This window comes from Mesorhizobium sp. WSM4810 (genome assembly GCF_055811235.1).
This window is the reverse complement of record NZ_JBVVQV010000039.1, coordinates 1-21,389: the sequence shown is the minus strand read 5'-3', so window position 1 is coordinate 21,389 and position 21,389 is coordinate 1. Positions and strand designations below refer to the sequence as shown.

The following is a 21,389-nucleotide window of genomic DNA, read 5'->3' as shown; positions in this document are numbered from 1 at the left end:
GGCTCTTTTGCGTCTGAGCCGTCAGCAGGCGATTGCGCCCCGATTGCGAGGCCGTCCCTCATGAAAAAGCCGTCCCTCGTGAAAAAGCTTGGGCGTTTTCTCGCCATTCTGGTGGTGGCAATCGTGCTTGCCGTGGTTCTGGGCACATTCATTCCACGGCCGCTCTTGCCGGCGGCCGCCGCCGATCCCGCCGCCACCAGGCACGTCCTGGTGCTGAAAAATCCGATCCACACAGATATCGCCATCCCGGTCGATGACGACGTGCGCAAGCGCTTCCATTTCCTGGTCGGTGGCGGCCTTCCGGCCGACATGGCTGGGGTCCGCTACATCGTCTTCGGCTGGGGAGGCCGCGCCTTCTATCTGGAGACGCCGACCTGGTCGGAACTGAAGGCGGCGCCGGTGATGAAGGCGCTGACATTGGACGCATCGGTGATGCATGTCGATGTCGCCGGCAACATTGTCGAGCCGCACCCCGACGTCGCCGGCTTCGACATCAGCGAGCAGCGTTTTGCAGCGCTGCTCGACTTCATCGCGGCGAGTTTCCAGCAAGGGCCGAACGGTCCGATCCTGATCGAGAATGCCGCTTATTCCAAGTTCGACCGCTTCTACGAAGCCAACGGCCATTTCAATGCGCTGGTTGGCTGCAACACCTGGACAGCGGCGGCTCTGCGTATCGCCGGCCTGCGGACAGGCTGGTGGAATCCACTGCCGGCCTCACTCGACCTGTCGATGCGGATTTATAATTGATGCTCCGGGTAATCAGCGCCTCATCCGGCGCGCCCTCTCTGTCCTGCCGGACATCTCTCCCACAAGGAGGCCCAAGGAGGGAGATATTCAGTTTCGGCGCCGCGCTTCATCCTGCAACGTTGGAGATTGGCAAAAGCCGAGGTGACGGCCGATCTCCCCCCAAGTGGGGGAGATGCCAAGTTTTTGGCAAAGAGGGCAGGACAGAAGGGGGCGCTGTCCTGCCAACCGGTCGAGCTTTCATTGCCGATCGCCATCCGGCGGCCGCCAGCCATAGAGCCAGTCGAGATCGGCCGCGAGCTTTTCCGGCGAGCGCCACTTCAGGAACAGGTTGCGCGCGACGGCCACCGGCCCCGCTGCATGCCAGGCGAGCCGGTTGACGGCACCGCGGCGGGCGACCTTGGCGACACGCGGCCGCCGCATCTTCTCCCAGGCGGCAAGCGCGCCCCAGGGATCGGCGGGTGAGGCGGCGACAAAGCCGGCAAGGGTTGCGGCATCCTCGATCGCCATCGCCGCCCCCTGCGCCGCGAACGGCGTCATCGCATGCGCCGCATCGCCGATCAGCGCGATGCCGGCGGGCGTCGTCCATGGCTGTGCCTGGTCTACCGTATGGATCGGCCACGCAGCCCACGGGCCGGCATCCTCGGCAAGCCGGGCCAGTGCTGCCGCCGTGCCACGCATGGCGCCGAGGAGGATATTGGGGTCGGCGTGGCCCGACCAGCGCTCGGCCATGATCTCGCCCCTGGTGAAGGCAGCCAGGTTGAACGCCGTGCCGTTGCTGACCGGATAGGCGACGAGGTGGAAGCCGGGATGCAGGAAGGTGGTCACGCAATTGGCGGCGCCGACCGCCGCAAGGGCTTCTCCTGCGACACTGTCTGCACTGATCGTAGCGCGCCAGGCAAGCTCGCCCGAAAACCGGCTTTTGGCCGCAAACCCGCCAAAAGCCCGGATCGCCGACCAGACGCCGTCGGCGCCGATCAGCAGAAAGCCGCCGGCTTCGACTGTCTTGCCGGCAATCTCGACTGTTGCCGTGGCATGGCGCGGTCCTGTGGCGATGCCGCCGACGCGCGCGCCAGTGACGAGACTGATGTCCGGCCGTTCGGCAAGGCGCGCCTTCAGTGCATCTTGCAGGTCAGCCCGATGAGCGACGAGATAAGGCGCCTGCCAGCGCCTTTCGGCCGCTTCGCCAAGCGGCACCCGCGCCAGCTCACGCAGCGTGGCGGCGTCCTTGAGCACGACCGCCTCCGGCCGCACCGCCGCCGGCAACAGCCGGTCGAGCACGCCGAGCTGGCGAAGGATGCGCGTCGCGTTGGGTGAGAGCTGGATGCCGGCACCGGCCGCTTCGAGGCGCGGCGCCTGTTCGAACAGCCGCACCAGATAGCCGCGCTCGGAAAACGCCAGTGCCGCGGTCAGTCCGGCGACGCCGGCTCCGGCGATAACGACCTGCCGGGACCGGGTGTCGTCCATCGGATGGCGTGCGCGTCAGGCGGCCTGGTGGATATAGAGGCATCCGGCAGGCTGTGTTTCCGTCGCCTTCAGCTTTGGCGAATAGCGAAAAAGCGTGGAGCAATAGGGGCAGACCTTTTCATTGTCGTCGCCCATGTCGAGAAACACATGCGGATGGTCGAAGGGCGGGTTAGCGCCGGTGCACATGAATTCCTTGACGCCGATGTCGATTGCCGGATAGCCCGCATCGTTCTGGAAATGGGGAATGGAACCGCCTGCCATCGTCGTCTCCTATATTTGCCGCATGACCCCGGATCATGTGCAAAATCATAATTCCACCGCGTCCTTTGCGCGTCCAAAGGACGCGCCGCGCTGTACGTGGATTGCATCTGGATCATAAGCAGTCTCTTTGCAAGATCGATGAAATCAAACTGTCGTAAAAGCCTGTCACAGGATAAGCTAAGCCGGTTAAGGCATGGCCCCGAAACCGAATTCGGTTTTGCTGGGGATCATGCGTAGCTTAAGTGGTGGGAGCGTCCTTTTGCGCGTCCGCAACGACGCGCGACGCTGTGGCCAGCGGGTGCGAAACGAGCAGGAACCATGAACGAACTAAAGCCGGTGCAGAGCGAATTCACCACTGTCGAGGTGGCGAGCCCAGAGGGCGGCAATCCGGACCGCTTCGTCAACCGCGAGTTTTCCTGGCTGCAATTCAACCGCCGCGTCCTCGAAGAATCGCTGAACGCCAACCATCCGCTGCTCGAGCGGGTCCGCTTCCTGTCGATTTCGGCCGCCAATCTCGACGAGTTCTTCATGGTCCGTGTCGCCGGCCTCGCCGGCCAGGTTCGCGAAGGCATCACGCTGAAGAGCGCGGACGGCCGCACCCCCGAACAACAGCTGGAACAATTGCTGCGCGAGGTCGAGCGCCTGCAGGAGGACCAGCAGAACAGCCTATCCGCTCTGATACTGCTGCTCGACAAGGAAGGCATCGAGAGCATCAGCCGCGATGGGCTGACCAAGGACGAGAAGACCTGGCTCGAGGATCATTTCCAGGAGCAGGTGTTTCCGGTGCTCACACCGCTGTCGATCGACCCGGCGCATCCGTTCCCGTTCATTCCCAATCTCGGCTTCTCGATGGCGCTGCAACTGCGCCAACGCAGGAATGGCGAGGAGATGAGCGCGCTGTTGCGTCTGCCGGTGGCGCTGAAGCGCTTCATCCGCTTGCCTGACCGCAAGCATCATGTCCGCTTCATTCCGCTGGAAGAAGCGGTCGGCCTCTATATCGGCAAGCTGTTCCCCGGCTACGAGGTCAAGGGCTCCGGTACGTTCCGCATCATCCGCGACAGTGACATCGAGGTCGAGGAGGAGTCCGAGGATCTCGTGCGCCTGTTCGAGACGGCGCTGAAACGGCGTCGTCGCGGCTCGGTCATCCGCATCGAATTCGACAAGCTGATGCCGGCCGAACTGCGCGAGTTCGTCGCCGGCGAGCTTGGCGTCTCGTCGAGCCGGATCAGCGTGCTCACCGGTCCGCTGGCGCTCAGCCAGATTTCCGAGATCGTCGCCATCGCCCGCGACGATCTCAAATTCAAGCCTTACAATCCGCGCTTTCCCGAACGCATCCGCGAGCACGGCGGCGACTGTTTCGCCGCCATCCGCGAGAAGGACATCATCGTTCATCACCCCTACGAATCCTTCGACGTGGTGGTGCAGTTCCTGCGCCAGGCGATGGCCGATCCGGAAGTGGTGGCGATCAAGCAGACGCTCTATCGCACCTCGAACGACAGCCCGATCGTGCGCGCTTTGGTCGACGCGGCGGAGGCCGGCAAGTCGGTGACCGCGCTGGTCGAGCTCAAGGCGCGTTTCGACGAGGAAGCCAACATCCGCTGGGCGCGCGACCTCGAGCGCGCCGGCGTTCAGGTCGTGTTCGGCTTCCTCGAACTGAAGACCCACGCGAAAATGTCGCTGGTGGTGCGGCGCGAGGACGGCAAGCTGCGCAACTATGTGCATCTCGGCACCGGCAACTACCATCCGGTCACCGCGCGCATCTACACCGACTTGTCCTTCTTCACCACCGCTCCGACAATCGCCCGCGATGTCGCTCAGCTGTTCAATTTTATCACCGGCTACGCCGAGCCGGCCGAGGAGATGCGGCTGGCCATCTCGCCGTTCACGCTGCGCAAGCGCATCCTCAAGCACATTTCGGACGAGATTGGCCATGCGCTGGAGGGCAGGCCGGCCCGCATCTGGATGAAGATGAATTCGCTGGTCGACCCGATCATCATCGACGCGCTCTATGACGCCAGCCGCGCCGGCGTCGAGATCGATCTCGTCGTGCGCGGCATCTGCTGCCTGAGGCCCCAAGTGCCGGGCCTGTCGGAAAACATAAGGGTCAAGTCGATCGTCGGCCGCTTCCTCGAACACAGCCGAATCTATTGTTTCGGCAACGGCCATGGACTGCCGTCGGACGGGGCGATCGTCTACATCTCATCGGCCGATTTGATGCCGCGCAATCTCGACCGCCGCGTCGAAACCATGGTGCCGATCACCAATCCAACGGTGCATGAACAAGTCCTCGGTCAGATCATGCTGGGCAACATCATGGACAACCAGCAAAGTTTCGACGTATTGGCTGACGGAACCTCCCGGCGCGCCACGCTCGAGGAGGGCGAGGAACCGTTCAACGCGCAGGAATATTTCATGACCAATCCGAGCCTCTCCGGACGCGGCGATGCGCTGAAATCGCATGCGCCCAAGCGCATCGCGCAGTTCAAGCGCCGCAAGAAAAACGCCGCAGCGACCGGCTGATGATTTCAACGTCCCAGGGCCGGCTTCAGGACCGCCGACCGCTGTCCATCATCGACATCGGGTCGAACTCGATCCGGCTTGTCGTCTATGAGGGGCTGGCGCGCTCGCCAACCACGCTGTTCAACGAAAAGATGCTGGCCGGCCTCGGTCGCGGCATCGTCTCGACCGGAAAGCTCGATCCCGAGGCGGTGACCCGTTCGATGGAGGAGTTTCGGCGTTTCCGTGCGCTGTCCGAGCAGGCCGGCGCCGAGCATATGTATGTGCTGGCGACCGCCGCCGCCCGCGAGGCGGTCAACGGCCCCGATTTCATCCACCGCGCCGAAGATGTGCTCAAGACCGAGGTCCAGGTCCTGAGCGGGCGCCAGGAAGCCCACTATTCCGCGCTTGGCGTCATTTCCGGCTTCCACCCGGCCAACGGCATCGCCGGCGACCTCGGCGGCGGCAGCCTCGAACTGGTCGACGTCGATGGCGAGGCAATCGGCGACGGCATCACGCTGCCGCTGGGCGGCCTGCGCCTGCAGGACATGGCCAAGAACTCGCTGGCCCAGGCGGCAAAGATAGCGCGCGACGAGCTCGCGAAGGCAAAGCTGCTGAAAGGCGGGCAGGGCAGGCCGTTCTATGCGGTCGGCGGCACCTGGCGAAACCTCGCCCGGCTGTACATGGAAATGACCAGCTATCCGCTGAGTGTCATGCATCATTACGAGATCGGCATCGACAGCGCTGCGAACTTCCTCAAGCAAGTCGCCAAGGGCGAGATCGAGAAGATAAGGGGTATCGAAGGCGTCTCGAAGAACCGCCGCTCGCTGCTGCCTTATGGCGCCATCGTGCTGCAGGAGATCATGGCGGCGATGCAGCCGTCCAGGATCATCGTCTCGGCACTTGGCGTGCGCGAGGGCTTTCTCTATTCGCTGCTCGATAAAGCCGAGCAGAAGGCGGATCCGCTGATCTCGGCCTCGGAAGAACTCGCCCGGCTGCGTTCGCGCTCGGTCACCCACGCGCATGAGCTTGTCGAGTGGACGGGCAAGACCTTCGCCGCCTTCGGCATCGAAGAGACGGTCGACGAGGCGCGCTACCGCCAGGCCGCCTGCCTGCTTGCCGACATCGGCTGGCGCGCGCATCCCGAATACCGGGGCAAGCAATCGCTCAACATCATTGCCCACGCCTCCTTCATCGGTGTCGACCATCCCGGCCGCGCCTTCCTGGCGCTGGCCAACGCCTACCGTCATGAGGGCATCTTCAACGAATCGATTGCGCCGGAAATCAAGGCGCTGGCGACGCCGCGCTATATCGAGCGCGCCCGTGTGCTGGCCGCGGTGATGCGCGTCGTCTACCTGCTGACGGCGGCAATGCCTGGGGTCATGCCGCGGCTGAAATGGGAGAGGCGCGGCAATGGCGTGCTGGCGCTGGTGCTGCCGGCGTCGCTGGCCGATCTTTACGGCGAGCGGCCGGCCGGACGACTGGCGCAACTGGCGAGGGTCACCAATCGCCGGCTGGTGCTTGCGGTCGAGGGCGGCCCCACTATGCCAGCCAAGTAATCTGGGTCAGTCAAGTATTCGGCTCAATCCGGCAGCTTGTGTCGGTCAAGTCGTTTCAGCGCCGATCCGAAGCATCCGTCCGTCGATCGAGTAGGCGCCGGCGCCTGCCATTGCCAGCGCCAGAAAACCGCCCGATAGCGCGATGTCCTTCATCAGCATCTGCGAATGCATGAAGGTCAGCGTCGGATCGTCGCCGCCCTGGCCATAGTGGCCGATGAAGCCTGCCGCGATGCAGAAAGCGGCAAGCAGGAGCGCCACGATCGGCGTCTTGAGGCCGACGAGGATGAGCAGTCCGGCGATCATTTCGAACAGGCCCGTCGCCCAGGCTGCGAGTGTCGGCAGCGGCAGGCCAAGGCCGGAAAAATACCCCGATGTGCCGGCAATGTCGGTAAGCGCGTGAAAGCCGGACGGAACGAATAGAGCGGCGAGCAGCAGCCGCGAAAGCAGAAGCAGCGCATTGCGGGGCATTGGTCACCTCCGACGTCGGCGGCGGTTGGCTTCACCCCGACACCTCATCCTAGCAGAAAGTCCGGCCGGCTGATCGACGGGCATAAACCGACAACGAAAAAGGGACGCGGAAAATTCCGCGCCCCTTGCTGCAAGTGGTTCCTGGACTGCTTCAGCCGCGCTTGGCGTCGACCGAATAGGCGCCGGCGCCCGAGGAAGCCAGTACGAGGAAGCCGCCGGCAATCGCCAGGTTCTTCATGAAGCTGATCATCTGCATCTGATCGGCCCAGCCGGTGTGGGCGACCAATCCCGTGGCGACGGTGAAGATTGCCAGCACCCAGGCGGTGATCCGGGTCTGAAAGCCAATGAGGATGGCGAGGCCGCCGAGCAGCTCGAGCAGACCGACGACAATCGCCGTCACGGTCGGCATCGGCAGACCCATGCTGTCGAAGTAACCGGCGGTGCCGGCGATCGCAGTGAGCTTGCCGAAACCGGAAAGCACGAAGATGACCGAAAGCAGGATACGGCCGAGCAGGATGGTGCCTGAGGCGTTGGAAGCGGCGTTCGAAACGGTGCCGGAACCGGCAACGGACGTGTTGGTGGACATGATGGGCTCTCTCCGGGAGGGGTTGTGGTGCCCATCCACATAGAGCAGGGCGACTGTTCACCAAAGATGCAGATTTGGTTACAGATTGTTCACCGCAGTAAAGCGATCAGCGCAAGATCATCCCGGATGCGTCATCTCCTCCGGCCGAACCAGGCGGTCGTAGTCGGCTTCGCTGACCAGCCCGGTGGCAAGCGCTTCCTCACGCAAGGTTGTGCCGTTCTTGTGAGCGGTCTTGGCGATCTTGGCGGCGTTGTCGTAGCCGATGGTCGGCGCCAGTGCTGTCACCAGCATCAGCGAACGGTCGAGGGCGGCCTTGATATTGTCTTCCCGCGCCTCGATGCCGACGACGCAATTGTCGGTGAACGAGATGGAGGCGTCGGCGAGCAGTTGCACCGACTGCAGGAAATTGTAGGCCATCAGCGGGTTGTAGACGTTGAGTTCGAAATGGCCCTGGCTGCCGGCGAAGGTCACGGCCGCATTGTTGCCGAACACCTGGATGCAGACCTGGGTCATCGCCTCGCACTGGGTGGGATTGACCTTGCCCGGCATGATCGACGAACCCGGCTCGTTTTCCGGCAGCGACAGTTCACCAAGGCCGGAGCGCGGGCCGGAGCCGAGCAGACGAATGTCGTTGGCAATCTTGAACAGGGCGCCGGCGCAGGCGTTGATGGCGCCATGCGAGAACACCATGGAATCATGCGCCGCCAGCGCCTCGAACTTGTTTGGCGCGGTGATGAAGGCGATGCCGGTGATCGCGGCGATGCGATCCGCCACTCTCTCGGCAAAGCCGACCGGCGCGTTGAGGCCGGTGCCGACGGCCGTGCCGCCTTGCGCCAATTCCTGCAGGCCGGGCAGCGTCATCTCGATGCGTTTGATCGAGGAGGCGACCTGCGCGGCATAGCCTGAGAATTCCTGGCCAAGGGTGAGGGGCGTCGCGTCCTGCGTGTGGGTGCGGCCGATCTTGACGATGTGGGCGAATGCTTTGGTCTTGGCCTCCAGCGCGGCGTGCAAATGCCCGAGCGCCGGCAACAAATCGTGCACGATGCGCTCGGCGCAGGCGATGTGCATGGCCGTCGGATAGGTATCGTTCGACGACTGGCTCATATTGACGTGGTCGTTGGGATGCACCGGTTTCTTCGACCCCATGACACCGCCCAGCAGTTCGATCGCCCGGTTGGAGATCACCTCGTTGGCGTTCATGTTGGATTGCGTGCCCGAGCCGGTCTGCCAGACGACCAGCGGGAAATGATCGTTCAGCTTGCCGTCGATGACTTCCTGAGAGGCTTCGATGATCGCGTTGCCGATGGCCGGGTCGAGCCGCTTCAGCTCCATATTTGTTTCGGCCGCCGCCTGCTTGACGATGCCGAGCGCGCGAACGATCGACGCCGGCTGCTTTTCCCAGCCGATTTTGAAATTGCCCAGCGAACGCTGCGCCTGCGCGCCCCAGTAACGATCGGCGGCGACCTCGATGGGGCCGAACGTGTCGGTTTCGGTTCTGGTCTCTGGCGCGCTCACATGTCTCTCCGGTCTGTCGAACCCGGCACCGGCGTATCGCGTTGCACAAATGGCTTCAAGCGGAGATTGCGGGCGACAAGGATGCAAATCGGTTGAAGGAGCGCCTCTCACCGCCCAAGCAGCGACTGTGAGGTTGGAGATAGGCGCAAGGTCTCGGTCGATCTAGCCAGACATGACTGGGCATCCCGCTCGAATGCCTGCCACTCCGGGGAACCGGCAAGGACTGCCTCGTGGCGGGCATGGGCGTCCGCGCTGTCGAAGGCGGCGACGCTGATGAAGACATTTTCGCCTGATCGTACCGGCAGGCGGGGAAAGCTGTTTTCGGCATGTTCGGAGACAAACGCAGCAAGTGGCCGCGCGCCATGTGCCGCCAACACGGCAATCGCATCGGCTTCGAAGCGGCTGGCGAAGCCGGCTTCGGCGCCGGGCCGCAGATGATGAATCTTGATAGCAACAATATCCGACAAGCGATTGTCTCTGCTTGGCTTTTCGTGACCCGGCAAGGCCGCCCGTTGTGCGCCCGACAGTTCGAAGCCGGCGCCCGGCCATGCCGGTTTCAGCAACAGCACGTCGTCGGAGGAAATCATCGTGGCGTTGGCGGCGTCGCGCCAGGCGGCCCATACGGGTCCCTCATAGAAAGCGGTCAGTGCATTTTTCCGCGCGACCATGCCGTCGAAGCCGCGCAGCCAGATGAACATGTCGGGCCGGTCGAGATCGCGAAACTGACCGATGATGGTCATGTCAGCCGCTTCCTGACCCTCGATCAGATGACCGTCGAAGATGCCGATCAGCGTGTCGCGCCGGCCAGGTTTCAGCGTGTATTGCCTGAGTTCGACGACCGGCGAAGCGTTGAGGCCGGATTTCGACGCGGCATTCAGGGGCAGGCTCATCGCGCAATCTCCAAAACAGGGCATTCGTCCTGTTTTAAAAACAGACCGGTTGTCCTGTTTTGTCAATCTGCTATCGTTGGAAAATGTCAGCAGAGATGACCGCTCGCCCAAAGGGGCGGCCCGGCAAACGCACCAACGACCCGGAAGGCCTGCGCAAACGCGTGCTCGATGTCGCCGAAGCCTCGTTTCAGGCGCGCGGCTACCACGCTTCCAGCCTCGGCGACCTGATGGCCGCGGCAGGCGTCACCGGCGGCGCGCTGCATCATCACTTCCCGACCAAGAAGGCGCTGGCCCTGGCGGTGATCGAGGAGCGGGTCGCCGCGGCCGTCGAAGCAACATGGATCGCGCCGGTGCAGGCGGCAGGCTCGACGCGCGAGGGCGTGCGCAGCGTGTTCGAGGCCGTGGCCGCGGAACTGGAGCAACAGGGTTTCGTGCGCGGCTGCCCGCTCAACAACCTGGCGCATGAATTGTCGCTTGCCGATCCGGATTTCCGCACCGCCCTTGCCGGCATTTTTTCGGCGTGGCGCCAGGCGATCGCCGACAAGGTCGGGGCCGACCAGCAAGCGGGCAGGGAGCAGGACACCGATCCGCAGCGCTTCGCCGCGCTTGCGGTCGCGACCTATTCCGGCGCCATGTCGATGGCCAAGACGACGCAGGATTCTGCTGTGCTGCGCGATTGCCTGAACGCGCTGGAGCAGGAAGTTTCCTCAGCAAGAGCGAAGCGACGTCGCAGGGTGCTGCGCCAGTACAAAGCCTTTTGATGCCGGAGCGCCAGTCGCCTTCTCCCCTGCCGGGAGTTAATTCGGGAGCGGTTTGATGACCTCGTAGCCGACCACGCTTTCGGCGTTGGTGCCCTCGTCATAGCGCCTGGCCAGAACCGCCTGCAGGTCGGGAGCGTAGAGCGCGGTGAATTCATCCTGGGTCTTGCCGGCCTCGTTCTTGATCGTCTGCCTGACCGCCAGCACGTTGTATTTGCAGTCGCCCAGGCTGAACGTCTCCTTGCCTTTTACGTTGATCTCGAGCGTCTCGGTGCCCTTCGGCTGTTTGTTTGCAGCGAGGCGGACGAAAACGGTCGTGCTTTTCGCCCCGGCCTTGAGAGGAAACAGCTTTCTGACATCCGAAAACGGGATCATCGCAAGCTGACCGGTCTCACTGTCGCGAAACACCTCGATCAGACCGCCGAACAGAAACTGCGTCTGCGGCGATTGGGATTGGTATTCGTTGGCGACCGACACCATTCCACCCGCCGCCGGTCGAAATTCGCTGTGGATGCCGGGCCTTTCGAGAATGAATCCGGCCTTGGCGGCTTTGGCGTCGATGCACTCGGCACCATGAGCGGCGCTCGCCAGGATGGTAAGTGCCGTCGCGATGGATATAGTCTTCATAGCGTTTGCCCGCGCAAGTTGAGTCCTGACCTGAAAGCAATGCCAGACCTGCGGCAGCGTGTCGACATACCGTTCGCGGCAACTGGACGAAGAGGCGCTGGCTGTGCTGAATCTCACGCCATGAATCGCATCTCGGCAGGATCACTCTCCCGGCGCCGCTTCATGGCTAAGGCGGCTGGGTTTGCTGCGGCCGGCGTCCTTGCGCGACCGGCGCTCGGACAGACCGGGCAGCGCATTGCGCCTGTCGACGCCACCTTCCTGTTCGTCGCCGATGTCCATGCCTGCCGCATGGCCGGCGGGCTGAGCCCCAATTGCCAGCAGGAAGGCAAGACCGACGCCGCCTTGCTGCGCAGTGTCGCCGCGTTGAACGCCATTGGCGAGAAGCACTGGCCGGCCGAAATCAACGGCATCGCCACCGGCCTGCGCTCAGCCGGCAGCCGCATCGACACGCCGCTCGGCCTCGTCGTCGGCGGCGACATGACCGACGACGGCGGCGGCCAGGTCATCCAGCCCAGCGAAGGCACACAGTTGCTCCAGTTCAGCCAGCGTTTCCAGCAGGGCGTCGGCCCCGATCGCGTGCATGTGCCGGTCTATGTCGGCCTCGGCAACCACGATCTCGACCAGAACGGCCCGCCAAACCACGTCGACTGGTACCGCCGCGAAATGCGGGACTATGTTGAGGTCAACCATCGTACCGGCGTGTTCTTCAAGCCGCCGGTGCCGGTGACCAGTTACGATGTCGACACCGACTGCTACTCGTGGGACTGGGGCGGCCTGCATCTCGTCCAGACGCACCGTTTCGCCGGCGACTCCGGCCATGACGCGGTCTCCGGCCTGCCATGGCTGAAGCAGGATCTGGCGACCTATGCAGCGGACGGCCGCCCCGTCATCCTGTTCCAGCACTATGGTTGGGATGTTTTCTCGATCGAACGGTGGGATGCCGCCAAAGGAACCTTCGACGATGAAGGCGCTGGTGCGCCGCACTGGTGGAGCGAGGCGGACCGGCAGGCGCTGCTGGCGGCGCTGAAGGGCTACAACGTCATCGGCATCTTCCATGGCCACCAGCACGAGACAGCGATGATCTACCGCGGCGATGGGCTCGACCTGTTCAAGCCGAAGGCCGCTTATATGGGCGGCTTCGCGCTGGCGCGGGTGAGCGGCGACAGCATGGACGTGGCGCTTGGCGAAGCCGTTGGCGACCATGGCGAGATCGCCTTCACCAACGCTTTCTCAAAGAGCCTGAATTTCTAACGGCAACTGAAGCAGACAGCGGACCGCTAAACCGCTTTCCTCATCGCTATCGAAACAGCAGCGCAGGGGTCAGATCACCTTCCTGAACTTGTCCTTGATGTCGCCATAGGCCTTCTGCATTTTGCCGGCGATCTTGTCGGCCACGCCTTCAGCCTGGACGCGCCTGTTGCCGGTGGCCTTGCCGGCGGCTTTCTTCACCGAGCCCTTGAGCTGCTTGGCTAGGCCCGCAATCTGACTCTTGTTCACCATGGCCGCATCTCCCGGAATCAATCTGCTGTTTGGGAAACGGGTGGCTGGGTTTTCGGTTCCGGAGCCCTGCCTCGTCGGTCAATCAACAGGCCACGGCCTTTGGCCCTGACCGCCATGGCGATTGCTACTCGGCATAAAAGAACGCCCCTCGCGCGTTTTATTGCACGGGAGGCGTCCTTTGTGTCAGCCTTTCCTGAGATTGCTCTCATGAACTGCTGGCGATATTTAAAATGCACGGATGCCAAGATGGTTCCCGGCATGGCGCAATTTTTTTACATTTTTAACAGCTGGCGCTGGGGCCGGTTTTCGGCGTCAGATCCGCCGTCGAATTGCCTGCGCAGCCAGCGTGCCGCCATCGGCCGCCGACGACGAAAGCAGACGGTGAAAGCAAAAAATTGACACGGCGCCAAAAGAAGTCTAAAAGCAATTCGTCGATATTTGTTTGACCGACTTTTGTTATCCGCGTGTCCAGGCGCGCCTTTGACGAACTTCCCCCATCAAAATCGAGACAAACGCTGTTGTGCATTCGCATGACGGTGAACGAATATTTGCCACGGAAAGGGTTCGTTATGAGCACAGGCACAGTTAAATGGTTCAATGCCACCAAGGGTTTCGGTTTTATTCAGCCTGACGACGGCTCGGCCGACGTTTTTGTCCACATCTCGGCCGTAGAGCGCGCCGGAATGCGCGACATCGTCGAGGGCCAGAAGCTCGGCTACGAGATGGTCCGCGACAACAAGTCGGGCAAGATGTCCGCCGATCAGTTGAAGGCGGCCTAAAACGGAATTCAGCCTCGCCGGTGACCACGGATGTACTGGCACCGGTGAACGGCAAATTCCAGCGCATGACCCCGGAAACATCAGTTTCCGGAAAGGATCATGCGCAGAATGAACAAGTGCACGCGCGTTCAACCGGACGCGCGGCGCTCCAGCGGAGGTCAGGCAATGCCTGGCCTTTTGCGTTTCGGGCGCCGCAAAAGTTCGAAAAGAGCACCGCGCGTTCGCTTGAACGTGCTAAGGATGCTCCAGCAATTTGAATCCGACTGCCGTATTGCTTTGTGCGTGGTCCTGGTCGAAAGACCAGTCTCGCCATTTTCGGCATTACGCTCCGAACCGGGAGAAAGACCTTGACCGCCACTTCGAAGAAATCCCGCGACCAGGCCGAATCCATCTTCAGCAAGTCCCAGACCCAGTCCATGTCGCTCAACCGCATTATTTCCGAGCAGGATGCTGTCAGCCAGGCCCGGGAAGCCAAGACCGCGCGGCTGCGCGAACTGCGCCTGGAGAAAGAAGCCGACGAACTGGCTGCAGCCGCCGCGCTCGCGGCCGCGCCGAAGCGCGTGGGCAAACGCTGATGGCCACCAAGCGCGTCCCGCAAGAGGCGATCGCCGCCGATTCGACCATCGCCGATGTCGTGGGAGCCCTCGACAAGCCGGTCGAGTATGTCCGGCGCGTTCTCGAAAAGCTCGAGCGCTGCAAGCGCGCCCATGGCGATGCCCAGGTCAGGCTCGGCGTGCGTGGCCGCTCCGAATGCCCGAACTATCTGATCGAGTATGTCCGCGAAAATGCCAAGACCCGTGAGCGCGTCACCCATCAGGATGCCGCCTATAGCGGCAGCACGCATCGCGAACTGGCACCCCGGCACATTGAGGAGGCCAGGAACTGGTCGCCCGAGGAAATGAACATCACGGCGGTCTCGGCGCTGATCGGCCGGCTTCGCAACCCGAATGCGCCATCATCGCGTTTCTCCGACGAGGATTGATATGGCCATAAAATTTTCCGCCAAGGATCAGCCGGCAGCAGCCGCTGCCACCGCAAAGCTGGCCAAGCCGGCCGCCGCGCCGAAAGCCGATGTCGCCGCCGAGGCAGCGACCGACCTGTTCAAGTCGCCGGCGGACGTGGCGTCGCGCAAGACCAGGAAGAAAAAATAGCGCCCTTGCCGATCAACGCCGGTATGAATTCTGTTGCGTCAGGGCTGCTCGCCCTGGCGAGCGCCGGAGACTTTTCATCACTGGAGGAGCGCGCCGCCCCTCTCTTCGACTGCCAGAGCTGTGGCGCCTGCTGTTCCTATTCATCCGAATGGCCGCGCTTCTCGACCGAAGATGACGCGCAGCTCGACCGGATCCCGCAGAAATATGTGGCTGCCGACGAAGCCGGCATGCGCTGCGACGGCGTGCGCTGTTCGGCACTTTCCGGCGAGGTCGGCAAGTCGACCATTTGCGGCATCTACGAGGTCAGACCGGACGTCTGCCGCGCCTGCATGCCCGGTGGCGACGACTGCCTGATGGCGCGCAAGGCGCATGGTCTGCCGGCGCCCTGATAACGGGTCTCGATAGGTCTCAGTTTGAATTTCCACCTCCGGTGGGAAGCCGCCATTCCTGGTCGCTCGGCTGTGGAATTCCAGCGCTCTGCGGCCAGGCCATCGGATGCGTCGAGTAGAGACGGGCGGCTCAGTCGTTCCTCACTGAGTCAGCGTGTTTTTGTAGATCAGGCCGTCCTTCATGATGATTTTGAAGTTGTTGGCAGGATCGCCCACCAGGTCGAGGTTCTCCAGCGGATTGCCTTCGACGAGCAGGAGGTCGGCGAGCGCGCCCTCTTCGATCACGCCGAGCTTTCCCGGATAGGGATTGCGAAGGCCCGACAGCGCGAGCAGCTCGGCATTGGTCCCGGTCGCCATGACGAGTGCTTCGGCAGGCGTGTACCAACGCACAAGCGACGCCAGGATTGCTCCCTGCTGCTTCGCCAGCGCGCGGGAGAACAGGACATCGGTGCCCCATGCCGTCTTGATCTTGTATTTCTTCGCGAGTTCGTAGGTCCTGCCGATGCCCGGCCACACCTCATCGGCCTTGGCTCGCTCGACCGAACCCTCTCGGAGGCCTGTCCTCATCAATTCGGGAAGCGGCTGCAAGCTCAGCCAAACGTCCTTTTCGGCGATCAGCTTGGCGGTTGCCTCGTCCATGAGGAAGCCGTGTTCGATGCACTTGACGCCAGCCGCGACAGCCTTCCGGATTGCATCCGAGGTGAAGGCGTGCGCGGCGACGTAGGTGCCCCAATTCTCGGCAATTTCAACGGCGGCCCGCAGTTCGGGCTCGGTGAAGGTGGTGACGTCGAGCGGGCTGTGGGGCGACGACACTCCACCGCCCGCTGTCAGCTTCAGCAGCGCGGCCCCCTGCATGAATTGCTCGCGGGCACGCAAACGCACCTCGTCGGGGCTGTCCACGACTATGCTGCCGCCGTTCCTCTCCATGGGGGTGAACAAGCCGCCGATCGTCCGGGGCAAGTCGCTGAGCTGGCGGAAATCCCCATGTCCGCTGGTCACGGTGATCATGGCTCCGGACGGATAGATGCGCGGTCCCGCGACGATGCCTTGATCTATCGCGCGCTTGAGGCCGAACACCGGCCCGCCCACGTCGCGAACGGTGGTGAAGCCGCGCATCAGCGTATCCGTCGCCTCGTCGCCGGCCGCAAGATTGGCGAAGCCGATGTCGCCCATCGCCTCTGCCGGGGTGGATGCAATCAGCATTGCGTGCCAATGCGCATCGATCAGCCCCGGCATCAGCGTTCGCCCGTTGCCGGCGATGCGCTGCGCGCCCTCGGCCGCGATGGGACTTGTCGAAATCCGCGCGATCAGGTTGCCCTGCACCAGCACACTCGACGGAGCCGAAAGTGCGGCGCCCTTCCCGTCGAAGATACGGACGTTTTCGAAAAGCACGTCATCGGCGCTCGCGCTGGCGCAAAGTCCAAGCAGGAGAGCCGCCGCAAGCATTTGTCTGCCAGAGCGAAGCATCGTGAAAACCGGGCGCGCAACAAAGAACAACACAGCGGCGCAGGACAGGGCATGCGCCGCAACCTTGCCTTTCGTCAGCTCCTGCGATCCAAAGGATTTGTGACACATGACGATTATCCCGCTTCAGGAGAGGTGGTCACGGCGCAAGGACAAGTTTGTAGCTTACACGGCATCGGGTCAAGAAGTGTTCCGGACTGGCACCGGACTGGCCTCGTTCGCAGTGAAGGTGGTTTCCAAAGTCAGGCCAATGCGATGACGGCAGGGCCAGCAGTGCAAGGTTTGCCTTAGGAAACGAGCTGACGATTCTGACGAAACGTCGCCTACGGGAGTTGGTTTTAAAATCCCGCCGAGGGATACCGCCTTGGGTCGTGACCCGAAATTCGAAATGAGGCACTAACGGTCTTCGGGCTGGCTTGTGCCCGCGCGTTTCGCTGGCTACCTTGCCGGCGGCAGGTCACCGGAGGACGCATCGTGAGCATCGAATTCTTGTTGACGTCGCTGATCGTCGTGGCTTCGCCTGGCACCGGCGTTCTCTATACGCTGAGCGCCGGACTTTCGCGTGGCGCGCGCGCCAGCATCATCGCGGCTTTTGGTTGCACGCTCGGCATCATTCCGCACATGGCGGCCGCCATCACCGGTCTGGCGGCGCTGCTGCACACCAGCGCGCTCGCCTTCGAGACGCTGAAATATCTGGGCGTCGCCTATCTGCTCTACATGGCATGGAACACGCTGAAGGAGAGCGGTAGCTTGAACGTCGGGCAGGATGCCGCGCCGCGCTCGGCCGGCAAGGTGATCACCTCTGGCATCCTCATCAACATCCTCAACCCGAAGCTGTCGATCTTCTTCTTCGCCTTCCTGCCGCAGTTCGTCAGCACCACCGAACCGCATGCGCTGTCGAAGATGCTGGAGCTCAGCTCCGTCTTCATGCTTTTGACCTTCATCGTCTTTGTCGGCTACGGCATCTTCGCCGCCTCGATCCGCAGCCATGTCGTGTCGCGGCCGATGGTGCTCACCTGGATGCGCCGCACCTTCGCCGGCGCCTTCGTCGCGCTCGGCGCAAAACTGGCGCTGACCGAGCGGTAGAGCCGCCGGTGCTACCCCTTCATGTAGCCATCGCCTCGACGATCCGCCCGTTCCCGACGCGCATCAGGTTGACGCCGCGCAGCGAGTTGCCGTCGGCCATGAAATAGCGCCAGATGGAGGCCGCTTTGCGCCCGAAGATAAGAGCACGGTCGCTTGCAAGCGAGTCTGCCCGCGAAACATCAAAACGTTATCGCTAATGCCTCAAAGCGTGGTTGGGTGCCGGGATGCGCACGCCCTGCACTTCGATCGAGCCGCCGAGGGCGCTGGCTCCTCGATCAAAGGGTTACTATTGCGTCGATGCTGTTTCAAATGACGTCGTGATCCATCCTTACAGCGGCAGCGGCTTGCCAGCCTGCTCGGCCACCATGTACTCGGCATACCAGTCCGGCCAGTTCTCATCACGCTGGCCGCCTGTCCGCTTCTCGTGCTCGCCATGGGCCGCAGACGCACGCCGGAGCGCGGCCGCGAGTTCGGCCGGCGAGACAAATGTGGTGTCGTCAGCGTCGACGCGGCCGGGCGCTCGCGCAGTGACCTCCTGCAACAGCCAGACATTTCCGGACGGATCGCTGAAGGAGGCCCACGAGGAGTAGCTGCGCCGCTCAGGGTCCGGACCGCTGACACGGCCTTCACTGCCGGCATAGTGGTAAACCTCGCTCACGTCGACACCGCGATCGGCGAGTTCGGCGCGCGCTGCCTCGATGTCTGACACGACGAGCTCGCCAACACTTTCGAGGACATCGAGCTCGACCCGGGGGTAGGGCCCTGGGGTGACCCCTGAGCCGAAGACTATCGAACACGAGGAGCCCGGAGGCGTAAACTGGATGACACGAAATTCGTCGCCTGTGATGTCGGCGTCGAGCCTCCAACCCAAGCCGCCGTAAAATCGCTTGGCTCGATCGACGTCCGAAACGGGGATGACGGCGACTTCGAGCTTGATGTCGACCCTTCGCGCTGACGGGGTTGCGATTGCGGCTTCGCCGCGCTCCTGAATATCATTCATGACGATCTCCTTGGGTTTGGATGCGTTGCGTTATCTTCAACGTCGCGCGCTGGCCGGTGCCCGTGGTGGCTGTTCATGCATGCAAACGGGATTTGAGGCTACGGGGCCGCACCTATGCCGCCGAACCTCGCGATGCTCTTCTGGATGTGCACATATCCGGTAGCGCGAACTCGCGCCCGCTAATCCGAGATGGACTTCGCGGCGGACGAACGCGCCCTACGTTTTGGCAGGCTGATCGCTGATCGGCAAAAAATATTGACGACTAAATCTGGTAGCATTCTTATTGTATTGCAGCAAATCAACTCCCAAAATCAAGTCCAATCGAGGACGAGCGAACTTCCGCTGCGGGTGATGGACACACCCTGCTGCAGAACCCGGCAAAGACCACACGTCAGCACCACCGAGCCGCACGCACTGTCGAAGATGCTGGAGCTATCGAGCGTCTTCATGCTTTTGACCTTCGTCGTCTTTGTCGGCTACGGCATCTTCGCCGCCTCGATCCGCAGCCATGTCGTGTCGCGGCCCGTAGTGCTGACCTGGATGCGCCGCACTTTGCCGGCGCCTTGGTCGCGCTCGGTGCAAAACTGGCGCTGACCGTGCGGTAGCACCTGTTGGCGCTATCCCTTTACATATCCCATCGCTTCGACGATCAGCCCGTCCGCTACGCGCATCAGATTGACGCCACGGATGGAGTTGCCTTCGGCGGGCCAGTAGCGCCAGCGGATTGTCGCCCGCTCACCGGCGACGAACGTTTCTTCAACGTCGAAGCGGGTGCCGGGTTCGCTGGCGATCGCCGACCACAGCCGCACGCATGCCTCCCGGCCGGCATGGCGGGCGCCATCCGGCGCCGGCACGGTGTTTTCGATGACGCAGTCTTCGGCCACCAGCTCGGCGAGTGCCGACGGATCATGAAGTTGGAACACGTCGTTGAAGCGCCGCATGATCTCGGCCGTCTGTCTTGATTGGTCGTCGGGATGGACGACAATGATGCTATCCCGTTCCATCTCGGTACCTCCTGATTTCATTTTTCCGTAGCGGCGGCCGTGACGAGGTCGGCCCTGAGCCTGATATCAGCCACGCCTGCCAAAGCCCGGGAAACGAGGCAAGTTGCTTTCGCCGATTGGGCAAGGCGCTGGAATTCCTCGGGCGCCAGGCCCGGGATTTCGGCTTCCGTTTCAAGGTCGATGCGGGTGAGCGTCGGTCCTGCCGTGCTCGTGCCGAGATGCACCTTGGCGACGGTGTGAATCCGTACGGGGACATGGCCGCCGCTGCCCAGTATGGCGCTCAGCGCCATTGAAAAGCAGCCGGCATGTGCCGCCGCAATCAGTTCCTCGGGATTGGTGCCGGGACCGTTTTCGAAGCGCGACGGGAAGGAATAGGCGCCTTCGAAAACGCCGCTGCCGAGCCGCAGACGGCCCGAGCCTTCTTTCAACGAACCCTGCCATTGGGCCTCTGCTTCACGGATGGTCATTTTGTCATTCTCCTCTTCGATAAAACGCCGAATATATAGACTGATCTACATACTATATAGACCGATTGTCATATTCGGCGCAAGCCTATAAAGCTCACTCCTGACAGAGGTTGACATGGCGAACGACACCCGCATCCGCATGATCGAGGCGACGGCGCTGCTGCTGAGGCAGCGCGGCTATCACGGCACCTCGCTCAACGACATCTTGAGCGCCTCCGGTGCGCCAAGAGGATCGCTCTACTTTCATTTTCCGGGCGGCAAGGACCAATTGGTCATCGAGGTGACGCGCGACAGCGTGGACAAGGTGTCCCGATGGCTTGGCGAAGAACTGGCCGCCGAAACGGATCCGGCGGTGGCTGTCCACCACATCTACCAGTCGGTCGCACGCATGCTGGAGGACAACCAGTTCACGCTTGGCTGTCCGATCGCACCCGTGGTGCTGGACTCGCCGGCCGACGTGCCGGAACTGGCCGAACTGTGCCGGTCGGCTTTCGAGCAATGGGTAGGCCTGCTGCAGGCGGCCTTCGTCAGGGCAGGGGTGCCTGAGCGCCGCGCCCGCGCCCTGGCGCTGCTTGTCGAATCGTCACTGGAAGGGCTGATGGTGATCGCGCGCGCCAGCCGCGACCGCGCCCCGGTGCTGGCGGTGGCCGATGAAGTCGCTGCGCTGATTGAAGGTGCCTTGCCTGCCAAAGGGGAACTGACACGGCGCATTGACGCCGCCGTCTGAGCCGGGCAGCCCGCTAAATAAAGCAAACAAAAAGGGCGCCTTTCGGCGCCCTTTCCGTGAATGCGAGGCAATGCTGGATTAGAAATCCATGCCGCCACTCAAGCCCGCTTGCGGGCTTGAGCAACTTAGATTCATGGGCGTGCTTATGGACTTCTTAGAAGTCCATGCCGCCCATGCCGCCCATGCCGCCGCCGCCCATGCCGCCTGGCATGCCGCCGCCAGCCGACTCCTTCTTCGGAGCCTCCGCGATCATGGCTTCGGTGGTGACCAGCAGGCCGGCGACCGAGGCCGCGTCCTGGAGAGCCGTGCGAACGACCTTGACGGGATCGACGATACCCATGGCGATCATGTCGCCATATTCGCCGGTCTGGGCGTTGAAGCCGAAGGTCGGGCCCTTGTTCTCGAGGATCTTGCCGGCAACGATCGATGCTTCCGCACCGGCGTTGGCCGC

27 protein-coding genes and 1 pseudogene are annotated in these 21,389 nt (G+C 62.8%); 15 read left to right on the top strand and 13 right to left on the bottom strand.

What is annotated here, in order from left to right; genetic code table 11:
- The first annotated feature begins 60 nt into the window (after window positions 1–60).
- Entirely contained in the window at window positions 61–747 is a 687-nt protein-coding gene (locus AC0L3O_RS32315; RefSeq protein ID WP_473617676.1) for a TIGR02117 family protein, read from the top strand.
- Between the two features lie 237 nt (window positions 748–984).
- On the opposite strand, the gene AC0L3O_RS32310 is transcribed toward AC0L3O_RS32315, so the two are convergent.
- The gene (locus tag AC0L3O_RS32310; RefSeq protein ID WP_473617674.1) at window positions 985–2,211 is read right to left on the bottom strand and encodes an FAD-dependent monooxygenase; all 1,227 of its coding nucleotides are present in this window, start codon (window positions 2,209–2,211) and stop codon (window positions 985–987) included.
- 15 nt (window positions 2,212–2,226) lie between these two features.
- Window positions 2,227–2,472, bottom strand: coding sequence for a zinc-finger domain-containing protein (locus AC0L3O_RS32305; protein ID WP_023800617.1), 246 nt, complete (start codon window positions 2,470–2,472; stop codon window positions 2,227–2,229).
- A gap of 318 nt (window positions 2,473–2,790) precedes the next feature.
- Here AC0L3O_RS32305 and AC0L3O_RS32300 point away from each other — a divergent pair, with 318 nt between their 5' ends.
- On the top strand, window positions 2,791–4,992 hold the full coding sequence (locus tag AC0L3O_RS32300; protein WP_473617673.1) for an RNA degradosome polyphosphate kinase: 2,202 nt from the start codon (window positions 2,791–2,793) through the stop codon (window positions 4,990–4,992).
- Entirely contained in the window at window positions 4,992–6,527 is a 1,536-nt protein-coding gene (gene ppx / locus AC0L3O_RS32295; protein WP_473535508.1) for an exopolyphosphatase, read from the top strand. The genes AC0L3O_RS32300 and ppx overlap by 1 nt, the downstream gene beginning before the upstream one ends.
- Before the next feature lie 45 nt (window positions 6,528–6,572).
- Here the strand turns inward: ppx and AC0L3O_RS32290 are convergent, their stop codons facing one another.
- From AC0L3O_RS32290 to AC0L3O_RS32275, 4 genes are all read right to left on the bottom strand, one after another.
- The gene (locus AC0L3O_RS32290) at window positions 6,573–6,995 is read right to left on the bottom strand and encodes a DoxX family protein (protein WP_128169204.1); all 423 of its coding nucleotides are present in this window, start codon (window positions 6,993–6,995) and stop codon (window positions 6,573–6,575) included.
- A 151-nt stretch (window positions 6,996–7,146) separates the two neighbouring features.
- A complete protein-coding gene (locus tag AC0L3O_RS32285) occupies window positions 7,147–7,581 on the bottom strand; it encodes a DoxX family protein (protein WP_287395108.1) in 435 nt (144 codons plus the stop codon).
- Between the two features lie 117 nt (window positions 7,582–7,698).
- Window positions 7,699–9,096, bottom strand: a complete 1,398-nt coding sequence (gene fumC, locus AC0L3O_RS32280; protein ID WP_128169203.1) for a class II fumarate hydratase — start codon at window positions 9,094–9,096, stop codon at window positions 7,699–7,701.
- 107 nt (window positions 9,097–9,203) lie between these two features.
- Window positions 9,204–9,986, bottom strand: coding sequence for an NIPSNAP family protein (locus AC0L3O_RS32275; protein WP_473617672.1), 783 nt, complete (start codon window positions 9,984–9,986; stop codon window positions 9,204–9,206).
- Between the two features lie 95 nt (window positions 9,987–10,081).
- Between AC0L3O_RS32275 and AC0L3O_RS32270 the strand changes: the two genes are divergently transcribed.
- Window positions 10,082–10,747, top strand: a complete 666-nt coding sequence (locus tag AC0L3O_RS32270) for a TetR/AcrR family transcriptional regulator (RefSeq protein ID WP_473617670.1) — start codon at window positions 10,082–10,084, stop codon at window positions 10,745–10,747.
- 36 nt (window positions 10,748–10,783) lie between these two features.
- On the opposite strand, the gene AC0L3O_RS32265 is transcribed toward AC0L3O_RS32270, so the two are convergent.
- Window positions 10,784–11,371 carry a hypothetical protein gene (locus AC0L3O_RS32265; protein WP_473617669.1) on the bottom strand — a complete coding sequence of 196 codons (588 nt, stop codon included), beginning with the start codon at window positions 11,369–11,371 and terminating at the stop codon, window positions 10,784–10,786.
- A gap of 162 nt (window positions 11,372–11,533) precedes the next feature.
- Between AC0L3O_RS32265 and AC0L3O_RS32260 the strand changes: the two genes are divergently transcribed.
- The gene (locus AC0L3O_RS32260) at window positions 11,534–12,622 is read left to right on the top strand and encodes a metallophosphoesterase (RefSeq protein WP_473617668.1); all 1,089 of its coding nucleotides are present in this window, start codon (window positions 11,534–11,536) and stop codon (window positions 12,620–12,622) included.
- Between the two features lie 69 nt (window positions 12,623–12,691).
- On the opposite strand, the gene AC0L3O_RS32255 is transcribed toward AC0L3O_RS32260, so the two are convergent.
- Complete coding sequence (locus AC0L3O_RS32255; protein ID WP_091590669.1) at window positions 12,692–12,871, bottom strand: CsbD family protein; 180 nt, start codon at window positions 12,869–12,871, stop codon at window positions 12,692–12,694.
- Between the two features lie 99 nt (window positions 12,872–12,970).
- Here AC0L3O_RS32255 and AC0L3O_RS32250 point away from each other — a divergent pair, with 99 nt between their 5' ends.
- The 7 genes from AC0L3O_RS32250 (at window position 12,971) to AC0L3O_RS32220 (ending at window position 15,190) form a co-directional block, all read left to right on the top strand.
- Window positions 12,971–13,270 (top strand): hypothetical protein, encoded by a 300-nt coding sequence (locus AC0L3O_RS32250; protein ID WP_473617666.1) that lies wholly within the window; start codon window positions 12,971–12,973, stop codon window positions 13,268–13,270.
- A gap of 170 nt (window positions 13,271–13,440) precedes the next feature.
- Complete coding sequence (locus AC0L3O_RS32245; RefSeq protein ID WP_010915421.1) at window positions 13,441–13,650, top strand: cold-shock protein; 210 nt, start codon at window positions 13,441–13,443, stop codon at window positions 13,648–13,650.
- Between the two features lie 20 nt (window positions 13,651–13,670).
- Entirely contained in the window at window positions 13,671–13,907 is a 237-nt protein-coding gene (locus AC0L3O_RS32240) for a hypothetical protein (RefSeq protein WP_473617665.1), read from the top strand.
- A gap of 90 nt (window positions 13,908–13,997) precedes the next feature.
- On the top strand, window positions 13,998–14,225 hold the full coding sequence (locus AC0L3O_RS32235) for a hypothetical protein (protein WP_473617664.1): 228 nt from the start codon (window positions 13,998–14,000) through the stop codon (window positions 14,223–14,225).
- Window positions 14,225–14,632, top strand: coding sequence for a hypothetical protein (locus AC0L3O_RS32230; RefSeq protein WP_473492436.1), 408 nt, complete (start codon window positions 14,225–14,227; stop codon window positions 14,630–14,632). Before AC0L3O_RS32235 ends, AC0L3O_RS32230 begins: the two co-directional genes overlap by 1 nt.
- Window position 14,633: 1 nt before the next feature.
- The gene (locus AC0L3O_RS32225; protein WP_287120983.1) at window positions 14,634–14,801 is read left to right on the top strand and encodes a hypothetical protein; all 168 of its coding nucleotides are present in this window, start codon (window positions 14,634–14,636) and stop codon (window positions 14,799–14,801) included.
- Between the two features lie 23 nt (window positions 14,802–14,824).
- Window positions 14,825–15,190, top strand: a complete 366-nt coding sequence (locus AC0L3O_RS32220) for a YkgJ family cysteine cluster protein (RefSeq protein ID WP_287216633.1) — start codon at window positions 14,825–14,827, stop codon at window positions 15,188–15,190.
- Window positions 15,191–15,331: 141 nt separating this feature from the next.
- Here AC0L3O_RS32220 and AC0L3O_RS32215 read toward each other — a convergent pair whose 3' ends face one another.
- Window positions 15,332–16,636: a metal-dependent hydrolase family protein gene (locus AC0L3O_RS32215; protein ID WP_473617662.1), complete on the bottom strand. Its 1,305-nt coding sequence runs from the start codon at window positions 16,634–16,636 to the stop codon at window positions 15,332–15,334.
- Between the two features lie 492 nt (window positions 16,637–17,128).
- Between AC0L3O_RS32215 and AC0L3O_RS32210 the strand changes: the two genes are divergently transcribed.
- The gene (locus AC0L3O_RS32210; protein WP_473513684.1) at window positions 17,129–17,740 is read left to right on the top strand and encodes a LysE family translocator; all 612 of its coding nucleotides are present in this window, start codon (window positions 17,129–17,131) and stop codon (window positions 17,738–17,740) included.
- 328 nt (window positions 17,741–18,068) lie between these two features.
- Here AC0L3O_RS32210 and AC0L3O_RS32205 read toward each other — a convergent pair whose 3' ends face one another.
- Window positions 18,069–18,740 (bottom strand): VOC family protein, encoded by a 672-nt coding sequence (locus AC0L3O_RS32205; RefSeq protein ID WP_473513686.1) that lies wholly within the window; start codon window positions 18,738–18,740, stop codon window positions 18,069–18,071.
- A gap of 390 nt (window positions 18,741–19,130) precedes the next feature.
- Here AC0L3O_RS32205 and AC0L3O_RS32200 point away from each other — a divergent pair.
- A pseudogene (locus AC0L3O_RS32200) lies at window positions 19,131–19,345 on the top strand (LysE family translocator); the annotation flags it as partial.
- Window positions 19,346–19,357: 12 nt separating this feature from the next.
- Here AC0L3O_RS32200 and AC0L3O_RS32195 read toward each other — a convergent pair.
- Together AC0L3O_RS32195 and AC0L3O_RS32190 are read right to left on the bottom strand one after the other, a co-directional pair.
- Window positions 19,358–19,744, bottom strand: a complete 387-nt coding sequence (locus tag AC0L3O_RS32195; protein ID WP_473617661.1) for a nuclear transport factor 2 family protein — start codon at window positions 19,742–19,744, stop codon at window positions 19,358–19,360.
- A 17-nt stretch (window positions 19,745–19,761) separates the two neighbouring features.
- Window positions 19,762–20,211 (bottom strand): OsmC family protein, encoded by a 450-nt coding sequence (locus AC0L3O_RS32190; protein WP_236371434.1) that lies wholly within the window; start codon window positions 20,209–20,211, stop codon window positions 19,762–19,764.
- 115 nt (window positions 20,212–20,326) lie between these two features.
- Here AC0L3O_RS32190 and AC0L3O_RS32185 point away from each other — a divergent pair, with 115 nt between their 5' ends.
- Entirely contained in the window at window positions 20,327–20,938 is a 612-nt protein-coding gene (locus tag AC0L3O_RS32185; protein WP_287256067.1) for a TetR/AcrR family transcriptional regulator, read from the top strand.
- A 154-nt stretch (window positions 20,939–21,092) separates the two neighbouring features.
- Here the strand turns inward: AC0L3O_RS32185 and AC0L3O_RS32180 are convergent.
- A partial coding sequence (locus tag AC0L3O_RS32180; protein ID WP_473617660.1) for a TCP-1/cpn60 chaperonin family protein occupies window positions 21,093–21,389 on the bottom strand: 297 nt, incomplete at its 5' end.

Bases quoted from the DNA above. Each gene is read 5' to 3' on its own strand.
- AC0L3O_RS32315 (WP_473617676.1), top strand. From the start codon at position 61: ATGAAAAAGCCGTCCCTCGTGAAAAAGCTTGGGCGTTTTCTCGCCATT.
- AC0L3O_RS32310 (WP_473617674.1), bottom strand. From the start codon at position 2,211: ATGGACGACACCCGGTCCCGGCAGGTCGTTATCGCCGGAGCCGGCGTC.
- AC0L3O_RS32305 (WP_023800617.1), bottom strand. From the start codon at position 2,472: ATGGCAGGCGGTTCCATTCCCCATTTCCAGAACGATGCGGGCTATCCG.
- AC0L3O_RS32300 (WP_473617673.1), top strand. From the start codon at position 2,791: ATGAACGAACTAAAGCCGGTGCAGAGCGAATTCACCACTGTCGAGGTG.
- ppx (WP_473535508.1), top strand. From the start codon at position 4,992: ATGATTTCAACGTCCCAGGGCCGGCTTCAGGACCGCCGACCGCTGTCC.
- AC0L3O_RS32290 (WP_128169204.1), bottom strand. From the start codon at position 6,995: ATGCCCCGCAATGCGCTGCTTCTGCTTTCGCGGCTGCTGCTCGCCGCT.
- AC0L3O_RS32285 (WP_287395108.1), bottom strand. From the start codon at position 7,581: ATGTCCACCAACACGTCCGTTGCCGGTTCCGGCACCGTTTCGAACGCC.
- AC0L3O_RS32275 (WP_473617672.1), bottom strand. From the start codon at position 9,986: ATGAGCCTGCCCCTGAATGCCGCGTCGAAATCCGGCCTCAACGCTTCG.
- AC0L3O_RS32270 (WP_473617670.1), top strand. From the start codon at position 10,082: ATGACCGCTCGCCCAAAGGGGCGGCCCGGCAAACGCACCAACGACCCG.
- AC0L3O_RS32265 (WP_473617669.1), bottom strand. From the start codon at position 11,371: ATGAAGACTATATCCATCGCGACGGCACTTACCATCCTGGCGAGCGCC.
- AC0L3O_RS32260 (WP_473617668.1), top strand. From the start codon at position 11,534: ATGGCTAAGGCGGCTGGGTTTGCTGCGGCCGGCGTCCTTGCGCGACCG.
- AC0L3O_RS32255 (WP_091590669.1), bottom strand. From the start codon at position 12,871: ATGGTGAACAAGAGTCAGATTGCGGGCCTAGCCAAGCAGCTCAAGGGC.
- AC0L3O_RS32245 (WP_010915421.1), top strand. From the start codon at position 13,441: ATGAGCACAGGCACAGTTAAATGGTTCAATGCCACCAAGGGTTTCGGT.
- AC0L3O_RS32230 (WP_473492436.1), top strand. From the start codon at position 14,225: ATGGCCACCAAGCGCGTCCCGCAAGAGGCGATCGCCGCCGATTCGACC.
- AC0L3O_RS32225 (WP_287120983.1), top strand. From the start codon at position 14,634: ATGGCCATAAAATTTTCCGCCAAGGATCAGCCGGCAGCAGCCGCTGCC.
- AC0L3O_RS32220 (WP_287216633.1), top strand. From the start codon at position 14,825: ATGAATTCTGTTGCGTCAGGGCTGCTCGCCCTGGCGAGCGCCGGAGAC.
- AC0L3O_RS32215 (WP_473617662.1), bottom strand. From the start codon at position 16,636: ATGCTTGCGGCGGCTCTCCTGCTTGGACTTTGCGCCAGCGCGAGCGCC.
- AC0L3O_RS32205 (WP_473513686.1), bottom strand. From the start codon at position 18,740: ATGAATGATATTCAGGAGCGCGGCGAAGCCGCAATCGCAACCCCGTCA.
- AC0L3O_RS32195 (WP_473617661.1), bottom strand. From the start codon at position 19,744: ATGGAACGGGATAGCATCATTGTCGTCCATCCCGACGACCAATCAAGA.
- AC0L3O_RS32190 (WP_236371434.1), bottom strand. From the start codon at position 20,211: ATGACCATCCGTGAAGCAGAGGCCCAATGGCAGGGTTCGTTGAAAGAA.
- AC0L3O_RS32185 (WP_287256067.1), top strand. From the start codon at position 20,327: ATGGCGAACGACACCCGCATCCGCATGATCGAGGCGACGGCGCTGCTG.